Origin of the sequence: Acetobacter pomorum (assembly GCF_002738225.1) — a bacterium.
In the GTDB taxonomy this organism is placed as follows: Bacteria; Pseudomonadota; Alphaproteobacteria; order Acetobacterales; family Acetobacteraceae; genus Acetobacter; species Acetobacter pomorum.
In genome coordinates this window covers 55,455-76,968 of record NZ_PEBQ01000212.1, presented here as the reverse complement: position 1 = coordinate 76,968, position 21,514 = coordinate 55,455, and the positions used below count along the sequence as shown (strand labels likewise).

Sequence of the window (21,514 nt, the reverse complement as noted above, 5' to 3'; positions counted from 1 at the left end):
TATAGGAAGTCCTGAACAACCAGAAAATGATCCAAAATTACTCCATCTGTGAGATTTCCGCGTCGACACGTTGCCAAAGTTTAGAACTGAACCACCATTTTCAACACTCAAACCCACAACGGAATCTGTTATTATGCGTGTTTCACCACTCACAACAACATTAGAAGAATCATTAGTATTGTCCGCCATAACCTTCTCCCTAACAAATATCACAGCATCAAAATTATTAATTTTCTTAAGAAATTCTTAATTATTGATGCCCAAATCTCTCCACCATTACTGAAAATATATTCAGCATGTTTTTTGAATGCCCACCAGAGCTTTTTGGATATTTCTGATCACTTGTTCCGATGTAATCAGACGTGTGCATTCAAACTGTCGCGGGGTGTTGGCATGCCGCGGGCACCACAAGAAATCCTTATGGTCAAAACGTTCCCGTATATCGTTCCAACACGAATTGCACGCATGCCAATTGATAATTCTATACGGTGTATGGAATTCATTGGTGGGATGCGTAAACCCGGAAATCATGACAACAGGTGTGCCTGCTGCCCATGCCAACCATGCCAACCCCGAACTTAGCCCAATAAACAGATCTGCATGCCGTAACCAGCGTGCACGCTCCACTAGGGGGCGATTACCTGTTTCATCTTCTGCACCGTGAGGAATATAGTTCCAGACGATTCCTGTACCATGAACAGGCTTTTGATCTATACAGATTACCCGATAGCCCTGCTGCTTCAGAAACTGAACAACCTTCCGCCACCCATCTGGGTTATTCCAGTATTTGCACTGTGTGCTGGCCTGCACGGCTATACACACATACTTTTCTTCAATAGGGCGTGTTTCATCTGGCAACGCAAGGCGTGGAGCTTCTTCTGAGGGATCTACCCCCAAAATATATCCTGCTGTTCTATGCAGCCCCACAAAACGAAAATCCGTTGGCTGCTGATTGCATGCAGCATCATCAAAAAACAATCCCAGACAGTACATGGCATAACTGTCGGACAGCACCTCCTGATTACGTGCCTCTTCCGGACTAATGAGATTTAATTCGGGATAAGAGTTTTTGATGAGCGGAATAATAAGATCAGATAAAATGCAGGTCACGCGTGCATTGTGTTCAGATGCAAACCTGGCTGCGTAGGAAAACCACGCTAACGTGTCTCCCAATGTTCCTACAGGAAACTGAATAACAACTTTTCTATCCTTACAATCCAGATCATGCCGCAAAACTTCGCGCACGGAACCATCGGTTTTCAGTTCATCCACTTCTATCCGAAACCTTACATAATAGCGTTTGGCAGAATGAACGGTGGCACCTGCATTATCATTTATAAAAAGGATATTACCAGTATCTAAATCACGCAGAATAACGCGCCATTTTCCTTCTGAGCGTTCTGGCAACACAACGCGTGCACCCAAATTGAAGTCAAATAGAATGCCCTCAGGCCCCACTTGCGTCGGCTGTAGTGCAGGATTGACGTATGGAGTTGTAGCTTTTCCATCCGTCTTTTCTGATCCAGCGGATTGCTGTTGTGCACTGGCCGATGGTGATACTTCAAGCAAGGTAGAGCTTGCATTCATCATTGTTAATAAGGCCTCGCATCTATCTATTTTGTTTAATAAATACTAATTTTCTAAACATTATTATATTTTACGAAATAAATAAATATAATTTTTTCGCGTAACAGACAAACACTATTATCATCCCACAAAAGTGAGACAAGATTCCTGCATTTATACAATAAATGCAGGAATCTTATTAAAGTTCATAGATAATATTTAAGTCAATATTACTTGAACTTTAGACTGCCTGTGCAGCCCCCTTCTCCATATCTTCATCAACCAGATAAGGGCCTGCTGCACGAATGGTCAGAGAAAGAATAGCCATAGCATTCTGTGCGACATTTTCGTCCAGAGGCAGGACCGCATCACCATTTGTCCATGCACAGCCTTTCCAATCCGTGTCATGCCAGCCTGCAGGCTTGGATGCTTGAAGATGAGCCGTAATTACCTGAAGCTTGCGCGCTGTCTGCACTCGCACATCAGCCACAGCAACACCCATGTAACGCCGGTCATCCACAAACGGACCAATGACATCTGCCGGACGGCTGGCGCGAGAAACAATACGCACAGACTTGGTGTTTGGCGGGAGCATGAAACTGTATTTGTCACCCTGCACACGCATCGGACGAATACTTGCTCCAGTCTGCGTCATAAGATGCAGGTCTGGATCCGTCGTCTGTGCAGGTGCCACTTCCACAACCTGACCGCCATTTACATTGTTTTCACGCAGTTCCAACTGACGGAACAGTGGCTCAACAAAAGCACGATCCACACATAGCGGAGCAGCTGCATCATCTGCCCATGTCCGTGCCTTGCCGTTCAGGGTGGCAACTTTACCAACCTGACGGAAGGCGCGACGGTTACCTGTATCCAGATAACTTTCGGTCAGCATACCATCAGCGGTAATTACAGAATGCTGTGCTGTTTCCACATGGTAATAATCGTAAGAAGTAATGGATTTATCGTAGAAGATCGAAACACCATTTACCAGCATACGTGCAGGCACAAACTTGCCTTCAAAGAACAGGCAATGTTCTGGCGTGATCAGCATATCCTTGTAAGGCACGCCATCTGCAATGGCATCCTTAAGAATGCGCACAGGATATCCTGCTTCATCATTTGCCAAACCAGCATGTGCAGTGGCATGAGCCTTGCCAACCCAAACAACTGGGCTGCTGATTTCACGGTTGTTCTGCCAATCAAAGGCAACAACCTCATCACCAATTTGAATGTCTTCTACAGCAACATCACCTTTCGCCGTGCGGATCATGCTGCCGGAAAGGAAACAAACTGTTTCATCCTCAACCAACCAACCGGTTGTTCCATCCTTCTCAATAGACGCTGTAGCTGGAGGTTCATACCCATTGGCCGGTACGACATCTGCATACTGAACGACATTCCCATCAGCTAACTGAATGTTAAGCGTATAGGAACCATCGCCATTGTTTGTGTAAATTGCCGAAGTTGGCTCCGCCGTTAAACCAGCAATACCAAAATGCGTATTTTTGGAAATGCCGTTAACCAGAACGTTGCCACTAACACTTTTATCACCATCATCATCAATATAAATGGTGTTTACGTTATCCGGATCGACATTAATAGTCGTTTTGGAATCATAGCTAATACCGGGTTTAGCAAACAGAGTGCTGTTTTGCTGCATATTGACAGTACCACCCTGCACCCACACAGGTTGATCTGCCGTGCCCAGCGAAGCATTGATCAGATTAAGCGTACCATCATTGTTTATGATGCCATTATCAAGAGTTACATTCCCCTGATTATTCATGATGGTGATGGTACCATCATCGCGGTTCATGGCTACGCCACCCAATTCTACTTTGGATGGGGTATCAATGATGATCGTTCCGTTATTTTCAAAACCAGCCGTTGCAAAGACATTCCCACTATATTGAGAATCACCCTGCGCTGTAATTTTAAGTGTACCGTTTTCCCAAACACTCAGGCTGCGTATCTGGTTGTAATCCGCCGCATTGTCCACCACCACACACGGTGTCGTGGTATTACCATCCCAACTGATATTAACATCAGCATTCTGCTGGCTCTGTGGCACAGGGTTGTTTGTCCAGACATTTGCGTCAGACGTATCAACCTTGTTATTGGTAGAATCATATAATGCCCAATTGGAAGAATCATTCCAATCATCACTCGTAGCACCAGTCCAACGCCAAGACATATCATGCTGATGATAGCTGGTTGGCGTGCTTGAATACTGACTGCTATCTCCCCCAGCAGCCGTTGCGCTTGAAGCAATGGCGCTGATGTCTGTGTGGAGCTTATCCCCTGTATAAGTTCCGGCAGAAGAAGTTGTATCTTCAATATCCCAGCCAGACGCTGCTGTATCCGGCACAATCTGGACAGTCGCTGGTGGTGTATAGCCATCTGCCATATGCAGGTTGCCATATGTCAGCTTGCTACCATCCTCCAAATTAACGGTTAACGTATATGAACCATCTGTATTCTTGGTATATGTTGCTGAGTTGGGTTCAGATGCCAGACCTGCAATACCAAAACGGGTATTTTCGGAAATACCATTGATAACGGCATTTTCTGAGTTAGTGACCTGCGCTCCACCATGCAGAAAGCCGTTATCCTGCACGTAAATTGTATTTACAGTTGTTGGGTCAACATTGATAGTCGCAACAGCCTCACCCGAATTCATATAAATGCTGCTGTTTTGCATATTAACTGTGCCGCCGCTAACCCATACAGGCTGCCCAGCAGAGCCAAGGGAGGCGTTGATCAGGTTAACCGTGCCACCACTGTTAAGATTGCTGCTATCAAAAATTACATTACCATGGTTGTTCATGATGGTGATGGTACCATCACTACGATTCATGGTAACGCCACCCAACTCTACCTTTGATGGGGTATCGATAATAATTGTGCCATCATTTTCAAAACCGGCCGTTGCAAAAACATTGCCATCAATATTGGAATCTGCTTGGGCCGTAATTTTTAGCGTTGCATTCTGCCATACGCTCAGGCTGCGAATCTGGTTATAATCTGGAGCATTTAGAACAACAGTAACTGAATCTGCGCCACTTGGCGGAGAGAGACTGACATCTGCATTCTGCTCAGCCTGAGGCACGGAACCTTCTGTCGTCACAAGATTATTGGTGCCATCATAAAGTGCCCAGTTAGCCGGGTCGCTCCAATCACCAGTGTCTCCGCCAACCCAGCGCCAAGACATATCATGATAATGAAAGCTGGTTTCTGTGCTGTTGTATGATGTTCCGTCACCAACAGCACTTGAATCGGAATCAATCTTTTCGAAATCAACAGGCGAATCTGCCATTACCTTAAACTTTCCTAATTCTTGATTTCGACAAGGAATTATGTTAGTTTATTATTATCAATATAAAGTTTTATGTTGCACTAACAATTTGTCTCGCGTAGTAATTGTTAGGAAGTATCATACTGGCAAGCGTGTAATTTGGAGCTTGCCGAAATCAAGATTAAAGCAAGAAACTCTCTATATTTTCAGGAGTTTATGCTTAGATGAATACATCTAAATCGCATCGTAAAATTGGATATGCCCGCGTCAGTACGATAGGTCAGACTCTAGAACATCAAATTGAAATGCTGAAGGAATACGGATGCCATAGAGTTTATTGCGAAAAGGCAAGTGGTGCCGATACCAATCGATCAGAGCTGCGCAAACTGATCGGAAACCTGAGAGAAGGACAATCTATTGTGGTTACACGCATTGATCGGCTAGCCCGCAGCACATTTGATCTATTCGCTATAGTTAAAAATATTACCGATAAAAAAGCTCAATTTTACTCTTTGGCTGAACCGTGGACCGACACGACTACTAGCACTGGACGACTTATGCTAGCAGTTCTTGGTGGTTTAGCTGATGTAGAAAGAGACCTGATCCGCACTCGTACATCAGAAGGACGCGCCAGAGCCATAGCCCAAGGAAAGAAAATGGGGCGTCCTCGACGTATTACAGATATCCAACGCCTAGAAATTATTCAAAAGCGCGCAAATGGTGAAACACTGGAAAAAATTGCACAAAATTTCGGTATAAATTCAGGAACTGTTTCCCGAATTATATCTAAATCTCAAAAAAATAGAAATAAACCGCTTTGTAACTCCTAGTAGAAATTTCTTTTTGAAAACTTACAATATGGGCCGCGACAAGTAATTTATCAATTTTCAGCGGTCCACGCAATTCAAATATATGTAATTGTTATTTTATATTGAAAGAAACATTTTACAATATACACCATTGCCGCATCATATTGTGATAAATATTGGTTAAAGACAAAACAGAGGGATCGCAATCGCCTAACCTATCACGCAGAGATGTCACCTGTATGTCCAAGTCGAACATGATTTGCCTCCTACTTTCTTCAGCAATCATTGATTGAGACCAGAAAAATGCTGCAAGTCTGTTACCTCGGGTCACTGGTGTAACACTGTGCAGCACCGTCGTTGAATATAACACCATATCTCCCGCTGGTAGTTTGATAGCTTGCTCATGACCATTGGAGTGAATGATCAATTCACCACCATCGTATTCATCCGGATTTGAAAAAAACAAGGTAGAAGAAACATCAGTTCGGATACGTGTATGCGTATTTCCGGCCCAAATACCACGAATTGCATTATCTACATGGGCCCCAAAACTCATCCCATTCTCATAGCGATTGAATAATGGTGGGCTGACCCTGTAAGGAAGTACGGCACTATTAAACACAGCATTACGCCCCAATGCACGCAACACGATCTGTCCAAGCTCAAGACAGACTTTAGAATCCCGTGGTAACTGTTGATTATTCTTCACCTTGGCTGACTGTTGGCCTGCTGTTTCACGCCCGTCATCCCACTGGGCATTTTTCAGTGTTGCTTGGCAGTAGGCCAGCTCATCTGGAGTCAGTAAACCGGGAATATGTACCAGCATGTTTTCCCCTGGCAAAGCAAGTTTATGGGTTAATGCTTGTCTGATGCATCAAAAGACAAATAAACGAATAACGTCTGAATTTTTAAAGGGATATACCAATATAATCCATTGTATTCTGCTTATTTGCCTGCAAAACAATTTGCAGCCGTTCTTTTATGCCTCGCAATATGATATCTGCTTTTGGGTGAACAATAATCGCCAAGCTTTGGTTCATGGCACACAAGATATCAGGTGTTGCATCAGGCAAAGCTTTTTCCCACCATCCAAGTGCCTGGGAAAGTTGCCCCTGCTCGGCTAGAATGGTCGCATAGTTATGACGGCCGCGATAATCACCACTTTCAGCCGAACGACGATACCATTCAAAAGCTATGGTCTTGCTTTTCTTGATAACCCATCCTTCTTCATAAAAACGGGCTATAATGTTCATGGATTTGGCATGACCATTATGGGCACCTATGCAGAAAAGCTCAAAAGCCTTTGGTAGATCCTGCGACAAACCAAGACCACGCATATACAGAATGGCCAAGTTATAACGCCCCCATTCATCTCCTGCCTCTGCTGCTTTTGCATAATGATGCACAGCTTGAGATAAATTTTGATCGACACCCCAACCAAAATGATAACAACGCCCCAACATATTATGGGCCGGGCCATAACCCGTTTGAGCAGCGATAGAGAACCATGTGAAAGCCTGAGCCGGATCTGGCTGCACAAAAACACTATTCAGCAAGATTTTGCCCCACAAGACTTGTTCCAGAAGATGGCCGTTAGCCGCCTTCTGGAAAATAGCCTGCACATGATCTGGCAATAAAACAGGAGCTGGACGTTTATTTTGTTTTTTCTTGCCTATTACACGCATTAGAAAGGAAATATGCCTACCCATGAACATATCGTTTCATTAGTAGGAGGCTGCTAGATTAAACAAAAAAGCCCGGCCGATAGAGGGCGTAACACGGTTAGAGAACAGGTTGCCATAGTTCAGGCGATTGGCAAGATTGTAACCATTCATACTGACTTTCCAATGGTCATCGAAATGATGTGATATAACTGCATCAAATTCGACATTAGCAGGAACACGAGCGGTATTGGCAGTATCCAGAAACACACCTTCACGCCATGTTACGCCGCCGCCAACTAACAGATTGTAAGCTTTTTTAGGTGCAATTTCGTAAGTGCTCCAAACAGTTGCCTGATTACGCGGCACATATTGCACTTGCTTGCCAATATCGGCGGCTGTGCCGCCTGTCGTCAAACTGTCATAGCGGGCATAAGTGGCAATCATGTTCCAGTTTTTCAAAATCTGGCCAGAAGCACTCAGCTCAATACCTTGGTTGCGCTGCGTATCTCCAGAAGAACTTACACTTCCGGTACTTGGGTCTGTAAGCAGCGAATTCCCTTTTTCCAGACGAAAAATGGATGCTGTAAATCCAATCCGATCATGAAACGCAGAATATTTCGCGCCAAGTTCGTAAAGCCTACTGCGTTCAGGGGAGAACTTTTGATTTTTAGGTGTGAGCGGCTCAGAACTGTTAGCAACATACAGACCCAATGGGGTGGTAGATTCCGCCCAGTTAAAATAAACCATCGTATGATCATTGGGCGTGTACATCAGGCTAACATTGGGGTTAAAAGTATCTTGCTTTTGCCCCAGATGAGTATCCGCCGTTGAGGCATCTCCGCCTGTAGCGTTGTAATGACTATTCCAATGGTCCCAGCGGAAACCTGCTTTAATTGAAAACCAGGGAGCTACCCAAACCTGGTCAGACAGGAAGGCGCCCACATCCGTTGCATCCCCTGTCTTCCATTCCTTTCTGCCAACGCCATTGGGCATGTTCGTCAGGTTTGAAGCGCACTCACCCGCGCCACAGAGATCAAGGCCAGGAACATACATGGAGGGATTAAGCAAGCTCGTTCCTAGTCGTGTGCTTGCATAAGCATAGTTCCGACGACGGTCATAAATATGTTCAATATCTATGCCTCCTATAATCTGGTGTCGAATCTTCCCTGTATTAAAATTCGCCACAGCAGAAGCAACATTCTGCACAGACCAGTCATCCTGCTGATACGGGTTTGGCCCCCCTAACCCACCATTACGAGAAACCATGGCACTTGCCGGGTTGGATGAGAAAAAAGCATTGGAACATGCTGTACCGCAAGCTTCCTGCGATGCCGAATAATAACGGCTGTAAAGGCCTCCACGTGTATCATTATAAATTGTCACATATTTGTTGACCTCCCATTGCAGGCGGCCAGTAAGCATATCTGTTGATGTATTGTCCTGATCATAGGTGGTGCCGTACCAGTTGGTGCGATTGACGCCATACTCTGTCACTGGTTTGCCATAAGAGGTGCCTGGTTTGGTAACAACGGGCACACCATAATCAGGAATTCTGTTATCAGTTTGATGGAAATATTCTATTGTATAGTTTACTTTTTTCCCAAGTCCGAAAATTATTGAAGGTGCAATACCCCAACGATGCGAGTAAATATAATCTCGGCCGACCATATTATTTTCATTGCCCATACCTGTCAGGCGTACTGCAATGGTATCCGTAATTTTGCGATTGAAATCCAAAGTGCCCCGATAGTACGCACCACTGCCGCCTGAAAAACTGGCATTAACATGATTACCCGCATAAGGTGTTTTTGTTGTGATGTTGATGGCACCCCCTGTAGTACCATTACCGAACACCTGCGAAGATGGACCTTTAATAACAGTTATGTGGTCATAATCAAAACTATCTCGCGTATAAACACCAAAGTCCCTTAAGCCATTTTCATAAATATCGTTTTGTGCCGCAAAACCACGGATCAGAAATTGGTCACCCGACATTCCCCCCTCGCCCTCACCAACAGAAGCCGTAATGCCAGGTACGTTTTTCAAGGCTTCATCCAGAGATTTCACATTCTGTTGCTGCATCAGAATCTGAGGTACCACGTTAATCGTCTGTGGCGTATGCAGCACATCATCCTGCATACGGCTAAAACCAATTGAAGAGCGCAATGTATTCATGGGAGAGGCAACAACCGTCCATTGCTCAACCTCGGAACCATCTGTCTGTTTAATGGTTTCAGGACCTTTCCCCTTTGCGTTAGCCAAGCTTGCGGAGCCTTTCTTGTTAACCGCTGTCATGTTGCCATCTGCATTATGACGGTGATTGGCTGGGTCTGGAGGCTGTTGGATATCCTCTGCCAAAGCAGGAAACACATTGCAGCTCATAGCCAGACCAACAGCTAAAGGAGCAGGACTAAGGTAACGGCGGATAGGAGATAAACCCATGTTAGTGTGGCCTGAAGTTAGTGATTATGATTCGCATTTGTGATCTACATGTAAATGCGAATCATTGGCAATAGTGTTAAGTGAATGAAAGAAATATCGTCCCTTTCAAAAACCTCACGAACCAACTGAAATATCTCATTTATTTTTTATAAGACCTTTATCAGGTCTAGAGAAAACAAAAATGTGATAAAAAAATCACTCTGCATTCCATCTAGATGGATTAGCAATCCCTAGCTTAAAAATTGTGTTGTGAGCTTATTTTCCCCAATAGGATTGGCAGGCAGGATAAAACAGCTAAGTTCCTCTGAAGTTGAAGAGACTCTCATTTGATGAAGCAAGATGGTATCTAATACCTAGGGGGATGTGACTCTCATTCAAAAGTCAATGCTAGGAAGTCCCTCATCATACCCACGTTAAGCATGTCTTGAGCAATCAGAAATCTCAAATAGACTTGTTTATCCGTAGACTCAGTATCGAGCAGGTCACCACGAGGATCGAATTAACTTGACATCATTTATACTATGCGCCTCTTACCGTTTCTTGAAGAAAGAGTTAGGACAACAACATAGCAATCTTAAAAATACAATCAGCTTTGCTACGGCACATATGTAGTAAAGCTACACAGTTTTATTGATTAATAACTTTCTTCTCCTTCCTACAAAAAACAAGAAGGAGATTTCTTCAAAATTCTATTTTCAAGAGTAAAACTTTTGTTTTAATAGGTTATAGTTTATCAGAATTAAAATGATGCTTGAATACGTGAAACAATCGCGTTGCCAGTACGGCCAAACAGATTGACATTGCCCGATACGCCCTTTGAACTAGAAGCAATATAATGGGCGTAATCCACCATAAACTTGATATGTTGATTAGGGTACCAGTTAAAGCCTCCTTGCCAAACGGTTTGTTGGTTACCGTTAATACCTTCCCCACCCTGATCTGCAACGCCATATAGATCCGTCACACTATAACGACCACTAATTTCCAGCGCGCCCCAATGGCCGTGTAAGGGATCAAAGTCATAATCCACTCCAGGCGTCGTAAAAGCTGCAGTCTTGGGATTGTAGGCACGCCCGTGACCCAAAAGCGTATAGTTAGCCGAAACATACCAACCATCAAAACCCAACGAAGGCAGTTCAGGCCCCATGCTCTGATGCCCTCGTGAGACGCCAATGTGATAATACTCGCCCTTAACCAAAAGATTTTTCCATCTTACAGCAAGTTGCGGTCCTGCTGCCCAGATTTGAGAAACATTGGTAAGGGCACCGGATGTTAGCAAAGATGTTTCGCCTAACGGTACTTCCATATTGTCGCTAAAAGTATATTGGCGCCCATTTTTGTTTTCGTTCACCTTGAAAGCTGCTGTTGCTCCGGCACCGACATGCACGTCGATATCCTTGCTCACATACGGACGTCCAGCAACACGTACAACACCACCAGTCTAGCTATCGGTAATTGTGGTATCCTTATTACGATCACCAAATTTCTGTCCGGTAAAATAAGCAGCTGCCAACCATCGGTCTTCCCAATGTTCGCCGCCAACACTAAAGCGCCCTACACCCCCTGCAATATTGCGTACCAAATCAACAATTGTGGGTCGCTCAAGAAATTCGAAACCGCTGGAACGTTCAGCACTTTCTTCTTCCATACGCGGCATAAAATATCCCACCGTAAGTGTGGTGTTCCGCAAACCAGTGTAGTTCAGATTAGCCTCAAACAGCCCCACGGTTCCGTCAACTGAACTTGATCCAAAATCCGGTGTTACATTTACAACCCAATCCTTATAACGCCACGACATGTAAAGTCGCAGACGTCGTGCATTTTCGGTGAACTTATTAAAGTTCCCTGCGCCCTCTCCCCGTTTGGGTCCAGCCCCCAGAAACCCACCAAAATCTCCTTGAGCAAGCAGGCCAATAGAAAACGCATAAGCTTTGTCCTCAGATGCGATGGTAGGACGCCCCTTGGGAAAACCAATCTGCATACCACCAATTTGCATTGTTTCATTCTTGGCGCTGGCAGCCTTAAAATCTGCCCAAGATTGCGCTGGCCCATCAGAGGTTATCAGACGACTGTCAACAGGCGCACGTGGTCCGGTTGGGCGAGATGGTTCTTCAGAAAAAACCGGAACGGGCTCCTCAGGACCAGCCGTCGTAAGATGTACAGTACGAGGTGCATGAACAGCATGAGGAACCGTCTGGTGAGAAGATGTGGCATGCTGAGCTCGGATTTCCCGTCTCATCGCCTGCATTTCTTGGCGCATAGCTGCCATTTCCCGGCGAAGTTCCAAAACTTCCGGGTCAAGTGTGCGGGCCAGAAGTGGTTGTGGAAAAACGAGACATACAAGAGAAGCAGAAAGAAGAGCTGGATAACACACACTAAAATAAGAAAAATATCTATGAGAAGATTCTATCATCACAACCAAGTCTTTCCAGCCCTAAGAGATAATCTTATTTTCTAGATGATAATTTACATATGAATCCTGATTTTTATTGTTCTTTATAAAATTATGGAACCCCTTTCCCTTATATTTTAGAAAGAAGCCAAATGAGGGACCAAAGAGCCGCTAGTTTTAGGTCCGCTCTATCTTATTTTCAGGTTTGGCAGCTGCTCATTAATAGTTCTAGTCAATATTTTCATCCTGATTTTACAACAAAGTAGAACATTGCTGCATAGAGGATTACTACGCGATTACGCTACTTCCATTAAAAAAGAGGCAGCAGCGCGAGAGCAAATGACAGCCTACACTGTTCAAAACAGTCTACTTCACTGCCGCTATGACATAGATGCAAAGTATATCGTTTTACGTATTATGAAATAATATTCGCATCCCACTCCAAAACGAAATAAAATATAATTTAGTAAATCCACCTATAAAATTTAGGAATCACTCATACTCTTCTGTAAGATGTGGCCGCATCATCATAACAGTATCTGGCTTGATTGCATTTGTATAATGGTTATCAAAATGTGTGCGAATATAATTTACAACATTGGCAACCTGTTGGTCATTCAAGGTAACAGCAAACCATGGCATAGTGCCCATACCGTTCAGTACAACAGAGGCTACGTATTCTCCACTCTGCAACTTAGGGTTTTTCGCCAAGGCAGGAAAGCGTGCCCCGGCCCCTTCTGCACCTTTCCCATACGACATATGGCAGCTTTGACAAATATGTTTATAAATATCCGCACCATCTGACAAAGATTCTGTTTTGCCTGTTATCTTCCCAGAACTGTCTGCCCATGTTACGGTTGATGTCAAAACCAGAAACAGCAAAAATACCGCATAGAAATACAGATTACGCATTAAGCCGCTCCTACTATACGTTTATGCAAACGCGTAATAGCATCCAAGGCAGATAGAATGGCACCTTCCTGCCAACACCCAACGTAAGAAGCATGCTCTCCTGCCAGCACAATACGCTTGTCTATGCTACAAAGCGTTTTATAGTGCGTACGCCGTGCTTCTTCTGTCCACATGGAACAACATCCCATAACCCATGGTGTTCGGCTCCATGCAAAACTTACGCCATTTGAAAACTCTTTCTGATATTGTAGATGAATAACACTCCCCTGCTCCAAAGCACGCTCAAGGCGTTCTTGCGGAGGCATTCCAACATAATCATACGCTGGAGTACCAAAAAGATACCCCCCCAGCAACACTGCGGGCCCTTTTCTGAAATATCCATGACTGGGATAGGAAATCTGACTAATAGGCTGATCTGTAAAACTGATACCCCCGTAAATCTGTTCATCTTCTTCCCAGAACCTACGTTTGAACTCCAACCCAATTTTTACAGAAGATGCATACGGCACAGCCAGAATTGCAGCTTTCATGGCGTCTTCCACCTGCACATCCAGTTGTGAAAGGATTGAAAGAGGAATAGTGCAGACACAATAATCAGCCTGCATTTGCCTTACTGCGCCACCGTGAGCCATATCGTTATAAGTAACCGTTACACCCTGTTCATTCTGGGAAATCGCGGTCACTTTACAATTTAGCGTAATAAGATCTTTGACTTGCCGCGCAAAACCTTTGCCGATCTGATCCATACCCCCAACAGGTTGAAACAATGTTGTTTGCATATCAATACGCTGATTAAATGCCATCCAGTCCCATAAACCTGATTTCATGATATCTTTACGGGACAATACATCCGATGGCACAGGAGCGCCCTCCAAACCTCCACCTTGGGGACGTTCAAAACCGCGACGCCACGAACTGATATTGCCTTTTGTATAAGAAAGATCTGGTGTAAGGGCGCCCCATGATTTCATGGCTTCAATTAAATAATGATTCTCATCCTCACTGACAATATCGTCCAACTTATGCTGGTTTATTGACTTGGCAAGAAGTTCCGCAGTAAATCCATAAAAATCTGCAGAGAATTCTCTATAACGTACTGATTTTCCACCAAATGTATTGCTTGAATGCAACCATGCATTGTGATTCACCTCAATAAAAGGTTCAAGCTCAATTCCAAATTGACGGCAATAATAGAGCAATCCTTGATGATGATAGGGAATACGCCATGGACCGGGATTGAAATAGTTTCCTTGTGCAAAAAGAACTTTCTGTGTTGCACCGCCCAATTCTGTTACAGTATCTCCTGCACGCAAGCTAATATTGCGCCCACCACTTCGGTTCTGAAACTCCAGAATCTGTACATCATATCCCGCCTTGCGTAATTCATAGGCCGATAACATGCCCGCCAAACCCGCCCCAAGAACCAGGATCTTGGTTCCCTTTTTTGCACCATGAAGAGAGGGAGGCCGTGTGAAATCAGTTCCAGATGCATGCCCCATACTGGTCATGGCTTGGTAGAGTGCCACGCTGCCTGCTAATGCACCAATACGCGTTAGCAACTGCCGTCGTGTAAACGGCAATGAATGATGAGGTTTTGGCATCTAAAAAATCCCGATCATTTTGTATTCAGGTTTACCGAACTTTACGAAAAACACTCCAAGACATCAGGCATGAAATATCATAATGAATTATATATATTGTTTTATATAAATATATTTTCTTAAAATTCTTGGTCTGCCTTCAATACTGCATGAAGCATCACATTACTGCCTGCTGCCACATCTTCCTGAGTGGCACTTTCTGCTTCATTATGGCTAATACCCTGCCAACAGGGCACAAAAATCATGGCTGTTGGCACAACGCGAGAGATATAAACAGCATCATGCCCAGCGCCAGAGACAATATCCCTCATGCTGTAACCAAGATTTTTTCCACTTTCCCGAACACAAGCCACACAGCGTTTGTCAAAATGCACAGCTGGAGAATTCCATGTTGGCGTAACACTCACTTGTACATCAGCGGCTTGCGCACATTCTTGCATACGGCGCAAGAAATCCTCTTCCATGCCTTGCAACATATCTTCAGATGGATGACGTAAGTCCACAGTAAAGCGCACCTCACGCGGCACAACATTACTACTGGCCGGAAATGCTGTAATAATGCCAACGGTGCTCAGTCCTTCAGGGTCATAATCCTGAGCTACCGCATTCACTTGCTCAATCATGCGGGCTGCGGCCAATAAGGCATCTTTGCGCATGGGCATAGGTGTTGTGCCTGCATGCGCAGAGCGCCCGCGCACTACAACTTCATACCAACGCATACCTTGCACGCCAGTTACTACACCTATGGTGCATTCTTCAGCTTCCAGAACCGGGCCTTGTTCAATATGCAGTTCAAAATACGCTGCCGCTGGGTGTTGCCCGCAGCGTTCTTTCCCTACAAAACCACCACGTTCCAGTTCCTGCTGTAATGTTACACCTGTTGCATCAGCCCGGCTGCCAGCAAATTCCTCTGTAAACACACCGCCAAAAACACCAGATGCCAACATGGGAGGTCTAAATCGTGCGCCTTCCTCATTTGTCCAGTTTACCACTTCTACAGGATGACGCGTATGAATATCTGCATCATGAAGCGCACGAAGCACCGCAATACCGCCCAACACACCTAAAATGCCATCAAAACGACCACCTGTAACTTGGGTATCCAAATGACTCCCCATCATAATAGGAGGGAGATCATTTTGCAGACCAGCGCGACGGGCAAACTGGTTACCCATAGAATCACAGGTTACAGTACACCCCAAAGCCTTACAGGTCTGTTCAAACCATGCCCGAACCTGAAAATCTTCATCTGAAAGAGCAAGCCTGCATATGCCACCTTTTGCTGTACCGCCAAACGCAGCAGTTGTGGTGAGATCATGCCACAGTGCCTGCCCATTCACTGTCAAATCGGCATATTGGTTCATATCCTGCACCTTTTCTATTTCAGGCTTTTTGGTATTCAATATCCACGTGCAACATCACATAACAAAGCGGGACGCTCTCCACGTTCCAAACAAGCCACCACATCTACTGCGTAACGAGCCTGCATTTCACGCGATGCTTCGGATGCCACATGAGGTGTTAGTATGACGTGTGGATGTTGCCACAAGGCGGATTCAGCGGGCAGAGGTTCAGGCGTTACAACGTCCAGCACTGCACCGCATAACGTGCCATCATCCAGTGCTTTCAGCAGATCTTTTTGTACAACATGATGCCCACGGCCAACATTTATAAATCCAGCACCTTTGGAAAGGTGGCTGAAAAAATCTGAATCAATAAGCCCTTTTGTTGCATGCGTTGCAGGTAACAAATTAACCAGAATGTCTACACCAGCCAAAAAACCGGGCAGACTATCCATGCCACTCCAGACTTTCACACCCTTTACATCAGATGGCAGGCGCTTCCATCCAGATACATGAAAACCCATTTTGGCCAGATCCTGCGCAACAAAAGCACCAAGATGCCCCAAGCCCATTACACCTACTCTGGTTGTATCGGATGTGCGGCTACATACATTGTTGCGCCATACAGCATGCTGCTGCTGGATAGCCCATGTACGAGCACCTCTGAGAAGACTGATAACCGCCCATAGCACATAATCCGCCATCAAGCGGGCTGTCTGCTCTCCCCCCATACGCACCAAGGGAACACCACGTGGGAAGTTTGGCAACGCAAGCAGATGATCAATACCTGCTCCTGTACATATAATGCCTTTCATACTAGAAAGACGTTCCATATGCTCCATATCTGGTTTCCAGACCAATGCGTAATCATCGGGCTGCAATTGCCAGGCTGGATCAAACCATGAGCAAACTGGCAAATCTGGCGCAACCGTTGCAAAAGCCTGCCGCCAGCTTTCAAATGCCTTATGGCCATCTGCGCTGATTACAATACGAGCAGGCATTTACAATCCTTTCTTTAAAAATCTCTACAGTTTTTACAATGGCTGCCTACGTAACGGCATGGTCATACAATGAATACTGCCACCACCACGGGAAAACTGATTGAGCTCCGGATCAAGAACTGTCAGCCCTTCAGCACGCAGCATCTGATTAATACGCACAGAATGGCGTGGGCTTACCACCCTGTCTTTTCCCAAGGAGAGTACGTTACACCCCATATCCCGCATGGCCTCACGATAACTCACCGGCAGAATGCGGATACCCTGCTCACGGAACCACTCCAAGTCTGCTTCATCCAGTACGTCCACAGCAGCAATTGCAAGATTTTCTGCAACCATACAGAAAATAACATCAAGATGAAGGAAATGTTCGGGGAAGTGAATCATGCGGCAAGTCCAGCCGGCCTCTTCAAACCAACTGATAAATTCTGCCGCTCCTTTTGCATCTGTCCGGCCACCACTCACACCAACAGCTAGCAAACCGGGGCGAATGATATGAATATCCCCGCCCTCAATACGTCCAGCTGTACAGGTGCGCCAGATTTCATCCGGTGCGTAAAAGGAACGAATTTCCTTTTCCTCGCCTACACGTTCTGGACGGGAAAGATTTGTTACAACCGTGCCAAAGGGTGTGGTTTGTGAACTATCACGGGTATAAACCTCGTACGGCATATTTTCATGCGGTACAAGGAAATGACAGGATACATCCTCGCTTTTAAGCGTTGCAACCAGTTCATCAAACTGACGACGCAAAGCTGCACGATCTATGTTCCCGCCATGCGCCATTGTTTGAATAGCAATATCGTTACTAGGAATCCATTCATAATAATCAGGCGGGCACAAAAGAACGTCTGCCAGCACACCGGTTTCGCTGTCTATAAACCACCTGTTTGCAGCCATGTCTTGAAATTCCTCAAGGTATCTGTTTCAGGCACAGAGTATCTGAGACTTACGACAATCCGAATATGAACAGACAAGAGTTCACTTTAGTTTTTTCACAAACATATCCATCCCCCCCAGAAAACCGCCTTTCTTCTGCCTTCCTTCGCCTAACATGTTGATAACTGCCCGCAATTCGCTCTTCACAGGCCATGTTTTACGCGCCATAATCATTCTTTATAAGAAACAATAGTGCTTTGTTAATCAAGTCAAAGGATACTCCGGCAGTTTCTTCCTTCTTTGTCCTGACGCCCCACTCAGCAGGAGCATTCACACCATGATAGGAAACAGCCATAAAAAACCCCGCCCCAGAAAAAGGCCGCGTGGGTTTCAAGGGCATGTTTCGGAAATAGATCTGCGCCTTCTGCGTGTCTTTCATACAGTAGCAGAACAGGGTGGATTCAGCGCAGCTGAAATCACCCTTGGGAAAAGCAAGTCTTCTATCAGCCTGGATATTTCCGCCTTGGAAACCCGTCTGGGTCTTACCCTTTGTCTGCGCGGACGAAGCGGCTTTGCGCTTACAGATGAAGGACGTGAAGTGCTAGAGGCAACACATGCACTTTTTCTCAATCTTGAACAGTTTCGCCAGAAGGTTAACCAAGCCAGCGGCATGTTAAGTGGCACATTCAACTTATATGTGCCAGACAACATACAGATTCATGGTGAAACGCCGCTAGTAAAAGCCATTCATACATTTACACAAAACCACCCCAGCGTGTTTATGAACCTGCATTCCGCCGCAACCAAGGAAGTGGAAGTGGCTGTTATAAATGGGCAAGCCACAGCTGGTATTGCCCTTTATGCCCAAGGACAGGCCCCTTTAGGCAGCCGCCCATTGGTGGCAGAAGCATCTTTCCTGTTTTGTGGCGCCAGGCACCCTCTTTTTCATACACCAGAAGAGGAAATCACACTTGATGTGCTTACCAGCCAGCGCATGATCAGCGTTGCGGATGCCGCAACATCCAAAGCATGGGAAGAAATACGTCCGCATTTTACCTACCATGCCAAAGCTGACAAAGTAGATGCACGCGCTCTTCTTATCTTGTCTGGTGGTTACATTGGATTTTTACCTGAAATTTTTGCTGCTCCACTTGTGGCGCAAAAATTACTGCGGCGTATCACCTTTAATAACCTGCACCTCATCACCTGCTGCCATTTTTTGGCACGCATGTCTCCCGAAACCAGCCTGATGGTCGAAACATTCCGTAATTTACTGGAAGCGTCATATTAATGCCCCGCTTTTTTCTCCATCAGCCACGCATGCCGTGGTTCCAGCGTATTGCCGTAATTGTCGGCCTCTTTTTTGTAGCTCTAGGGCAAATGGGAACAGCACGGGCTGAAGAACTTCCCTCGTTCGTACATAATGGCACGCTCACCATCTGTACCAATCCAACCCTTCCACCCATGACCTTTGTTAAAGGGCAGGATGTCACGCATCCGGAAGGGTTTGATATTGACGTAGCGCATTTTCTGGCAACACGCTGGCATGCGCAACTTTCTGTTATAACAATGGATTTTACAGGATTATTCCCCAGTCTGGGAGCCCAACGCTGTAGCTTGGTGATGAGTGGTATTATCCAGACGCCATCACGTGAGAAAAGCTTTGATGCTGTTCCTTATCAAGACACAGCATTGGTGGTGGCAGGACGCGCAAACACACCTGCTCTAACCAGTATGGATGAACTATCTGGCAAGGATGTTGCCGTAGAATCTGGCACGAGTTACGTGACCCGGCTTGGCATCATAAACAATGCCCTTGTTGCTGCTGGTAAAGCCCCCATGGTTATCCAGCAATATCCAACCGAAGAACAGGTTGTGCAGCAAGTGCTTATTGGGCGGGTTTTTGCATTTGTCAGTCAGGATGTTGAAATCTTTTTTCGTATGCGCCAGCTCCAGGGCAAGTTGCATATCCTCCTTACCCCAGACATTCCCGATTACCGGCACTTTGCCATTTATCTTCGCCAGAATAAGCAAGATCAGGCATTGCTGCAAACAGCCATCACTGCTCTGGAAACGGACGGAACACTGGCAACATTGCGTAATAAATGGTCCATCACAGATCAATCCACAAAAAATAGCGTAAATACTTCTTCCGCTACCTCAATATTTGATTGGAACGCCTTTTTTTCTGCTCTGACCTCTACTGCTTTCCTTCATGGCGCCCTAATCACACTGGCTGTAGCCCTTCTTTCTCACATCATCGCTATTACGTTGTCCGTGCCAATTGCCATTGCACTCAACAATCCCAAACGGTCTGTGCTTAAAATTGCTCTGGAAGGTTACGTCGCCCTTTTTCGTGCAGCTCCCACATTGTTACAGCTTCTTTTCATCTGGAACGCTGTACCGCAATTTTTCCCTATTTTTCGTGAACAATGGTTTACACCCTTCTTAGCAACAGTACTTGCCCTTTCCATCAATGAATCTGCTTATCAGGTAGAAATTAACCGTTCTGCATTAAGTGCCGTAGATCCGGGGCAAGAACTTGGGGCCAGCGCCCTGGGGCTGAGCCGACGTGATATTTATTGGCGGGTTATTTTTCCGCAAGCATTTCGTATTGCCCTGCCCCCTACCATCAATGAATTTATCAATCTTCTCAAAACTACATCCCTTGCTTCCGTTATCTCGTTGCAAGAACTTCTGGCCGTGACACAAATACAGGTTGCACGTACATTTGCTTTTACAGAGTATTATGCCGCCGCTTTGGTTTATTACCTTGTTATGGTCTTTTTCTTTCTTTTCCTACAAAAACGGGTTGAGCGCCGCTTCACCTGGTCTGACCGCAAAAAGGTTGTGTCCAATGCAGCATGAATCTACAGCTACCTCCATGATTTCCGTACGCGGCATGAGCAAGCTGTTCGGAGACTTTGTTGCTCTTGATCGTCTGAACTTTGATGTGAAAAAAGGCGAAAAAATTGTTATTCTGGGTCCGTCTGGATCCGGAAAATCCACTCTTATCCGCACACTAAACCGCATTGAACCCCACGATAGCGGAACTCTTACAATCAATGGCAAGCTGATTACGGACAAGACTGATCCCATCCAACTACGCTGTATGGTAGGTATGGTTTTTCAGAATTACAATTTATTCCCGCACCTTAGTGTGCTGGAAAACTGTATTCTTGCACCGATGCGTGTCCGCGGTATGACACGCATTGAAGCGACAGATCTTGCTCGCCGCTACCTTAACCAAGTGGGCATTCCTGATCAGGCAGACAAATACCCTATTCAGCTATCAGGTGGGCAACAGCAACGCGTTGCCATTGCCCGCGCCCTATGCATGCAACCAGAAGTCATGCTGTTTGATGAACCCACTGCAGCGCTTGATCCTGAAGCAATTGTTGGCGTTGTAAGTATTATAGATGAACTGGCTGAACAGGGCATTACAACTGTATGCGTAACACATGAAATGGCATTCAGCCGCCGCATTGCAGACCATATTATCTTTATGGATCAAGGAAAAATTTTGGAAATTACGCCCCCGGAAACTTTTTTCACGTCACCACAAACAGGACGGGCACAGAACTTTCTTAACCAGATGCTTCGTTATTAA

General features: G+C 45.4%; 16 protein-coding genes and 1 pseudogene. 4 read left to right on the top strand and 13 right to left on the bottom strand.

The features are described from left to right. The 3 genes from CSR02_RS16925 to CSR02_RS16195 all read right to left on the bottom strand — a co-directional run. Positions 1 to 189: hypothetical protein (locus CSR02_RS16925; protein WP_208616844.1), on the bottom strand; the 189-nt coding region annotated here is incomplete at its 3' end. A 102-nt stretch (positions 190 to 291) separates the two neighbouring features. Continuing rightward, positions 292 to 1,590, bottom strand: coding sequence for an autotransporter strand-loop-strand O-heptosyltransferase (locus tag CSR02_RS16200; RefSeq protein ID WP_099542378.1), 1,299 nt, complete (start codon positions 1,588 to 1,590; stop codon positions 292 to 294). A gap of 217 nt (positions 1,591 to 1,807) precedes the next feature. Next, a complete protein-coding gene (locus CSR02_RS16195; RefSeq protein ID WP_099542377.1) occupies positions 1,808 to 4,885 on the bottom strand; it encodes a Hint domain-containing protein in 3,078 nt (1,025 codons plus the stop codon). 203 nt (positions 4,886 to 5,088) lie between these two features. On the opposite strand from CSR02_RS16195, the gene CSR02_RS16190 reads away from it, so the two are divergent. Next, positions 5,089 to 5,694: a recombinase family protein gene (locus CSR02_RS16190; RefSeq protein ID WP_099542376.1), complete on the top strand. Its 606-nt coding sequence runs from the start codon at positions 5,089 to 5,091 to the stop codon at positions 5,692 to 5,694. Positions 5,695 to 5,809: 115 nt separating this feature from the next. On the opposite strand, the gene CSR02_RS16185 is transcribed toward CSR02_RS16190, so the two are convergent. From CSR02_RS16185 to CSR02_RS17190, 10 genes and pseudogenes are all read right to left on the bottom strand, one after another. Beyond that, positions 5,810 to 6,499: a Fe2+-dependent dioxygenase gene (locus tag CSR02_RS16185; RefSeq protein WP_099542375.1), complete on the bottom strand. Its 690-nt coding sequence runs from the start codon at positions 6,497 to 6,499 to the stop codon at positions 5,810 to 5,812. An 82-nt stretch (positions 6,500 to 6,581) separates the two neighbouring features. Then, positions 6,582 to 7,136 carry a tetratricopeptide repeat protein gene (locus CSR02_RS16180; RefSeq protein ID WP_244177077.1) on the bottom strand — a complete coding sequence of 185 codons (555 nt, stop codon included), beginning with the start codon at positions 7,134 to 7,136 and terminating at the stop codon, positions 6,582 to 6,584. A gap of 261 nt (positions 7,137 to 7,397) precedes the next feature. Further along, positions 7,398 to 9,632, bottom strand: coding sequence for a TonB-dependent receptor (locus tag CSR02_RS16175; RefSeq protein WP_244177079.1), 2,235 nt, complete (start codon positions 9,630 to 9,632; stop codon positions 7,398 to 7,400). A gap of 886 nt (positions 9,633 to 10,518) precedes the next feature. Beyond that, a pseudogene (locus CSR02_RS16170) lies at positions 10,519 to 12,192 on the bottom strand (OprO/OprP family phosphate-selective porin). 471 nt (positions 12,193 to 12,663) lie between these two features. After that, positions 12,664 to 13,083, bottom strand: coding sequence for a c-type cytochrome (locus CSR02_RS16165; RefSeq protein WP_099542373.1), 420 nt, complete (start codon positions 13,081 to 13,083; stop codon positions 12,664 to 12,666). Continuing rightward, entirely contained in the window at positions 13,083 to 14,684 is a 1,602-nt protein-coding gene (locus CSR02_RS16160; RefSeq protein WP_099542372.1) for a flavin monoamine oxidase family protein, read from the bottom strand. The genes CSR02_RS16165 and CSR02_RS16160 overlap by 1 nt, the downstream gene beginning before the upstream one ends. A gap of 119 nt (positions 14,685 to 14,803) precedes the next feature. Beyond that, the gene (locus tag CSR02_RS16155; RefSeq protein ID WP_099542384.1) at positions 14,804 to 16,048 is read right to left on the bottom strand and encodes a M20 family metallo-hydrolase; all 1,245 of its coding nucleotides are present in this window, start codon (positions 16,046 to 16,048) and stop codon (positions 14,804 to 14,806) included. Between the two features lie 35 nt (positions 16,049 to 16,083). Beyond that, positions 16,084 to 17,028, bottom strand: coding sequence for a 2-hydroxyacid dehydrogenase (locus CSR02_RS16150; protein ID WP_099542371.1), 945 nt, complete (start codon positions 17,026 to 17,028; stop codon positions 16,084 to 16,086). Positions 17,029 to 17,061: 33 nt separating this feature from the next. Next, positions 17,062 to 17,925 (bottom strand): dimethylarginine dimethylaminohydrolase family protein, encoded by an 864-nt coding sequence (locus CSR02_RS16145; RefSeq protein WP_042788300.1) that lies wholly within the window; start codon positions 17,923 to 17,925, stop codon positions 17,062 to 17,064. An 81-nt stretch (positions 17,926 to 18,006) separates the two neighbouring features. Beyond that, positions 18,007 to 18,132 carry a hypothetical protein gene (locus CSR02_RS17190; RefSeq protein ID WP_264820428.1) on the bottom strand — a complete coding sequence of 42 codons (126 nt, stop codon included), beginning with the start codon at positions 18,130 to 18,132 and terminating at the stop codon, positions 18,007 to 18,009. A 109-nt stretch (positions 18,133 to 18,241) separates the two neighbouring features. Between CSR02_RS17190 and CSR02_RS16140 the strand changes: the two genes are divergently transcribed. From CSR02_RS16140 to CSR02_RS16130, 3 genes are read left to right on the top strand one after another with little or no spacing between them, the layout of a single operon-like run. Continuing rightward, the gene (locus tag CSR02_RS16140; protein ID WP_099542370.1) at positions 18,242 to 19,195 is read left to right on the top strand and encodes a LysR family transcriptional regulator; all 954 of its coding nucleotides are present in this window, start codon (positions 18,242 to 18,244) and stop codon (positions 19,193 to 19,195) included. Then, positions 19,195 to 20,772: an ABC transporter substrate-binding protein/permease gene (locus CSR02_RS16135; protein ID WP_099542369.1), complete on the top strand. Its 1,578-nt coding sequence runs from the start codon at positions 19,195 to 19,197 to the stop codon at positions 20,770 to 20,772. The genes CSR02_RS16140 and CSR02_RS16135 overlap by 1 nt, the downstream gene beginning before the upstream one ends. Beyond that, positions 20,762 to 21,514 carry an amino acid ABC transporter ATP-binding protein gene (locus tag CSR02_RS16130; RefSeq protein ID WP_272867655.1) on the top strand — a complete coding sequence of 251 codons (753 nt, stop codon included), beginning with the start codon at positions 20,762 to 20,764 and terminating at the stop codon, positions 21,512 to 21,514. The genes CSR02_RS16135 and CSR02_RS16130 overlap by 11 nt, the downstream gene beginning before the upstream one ends.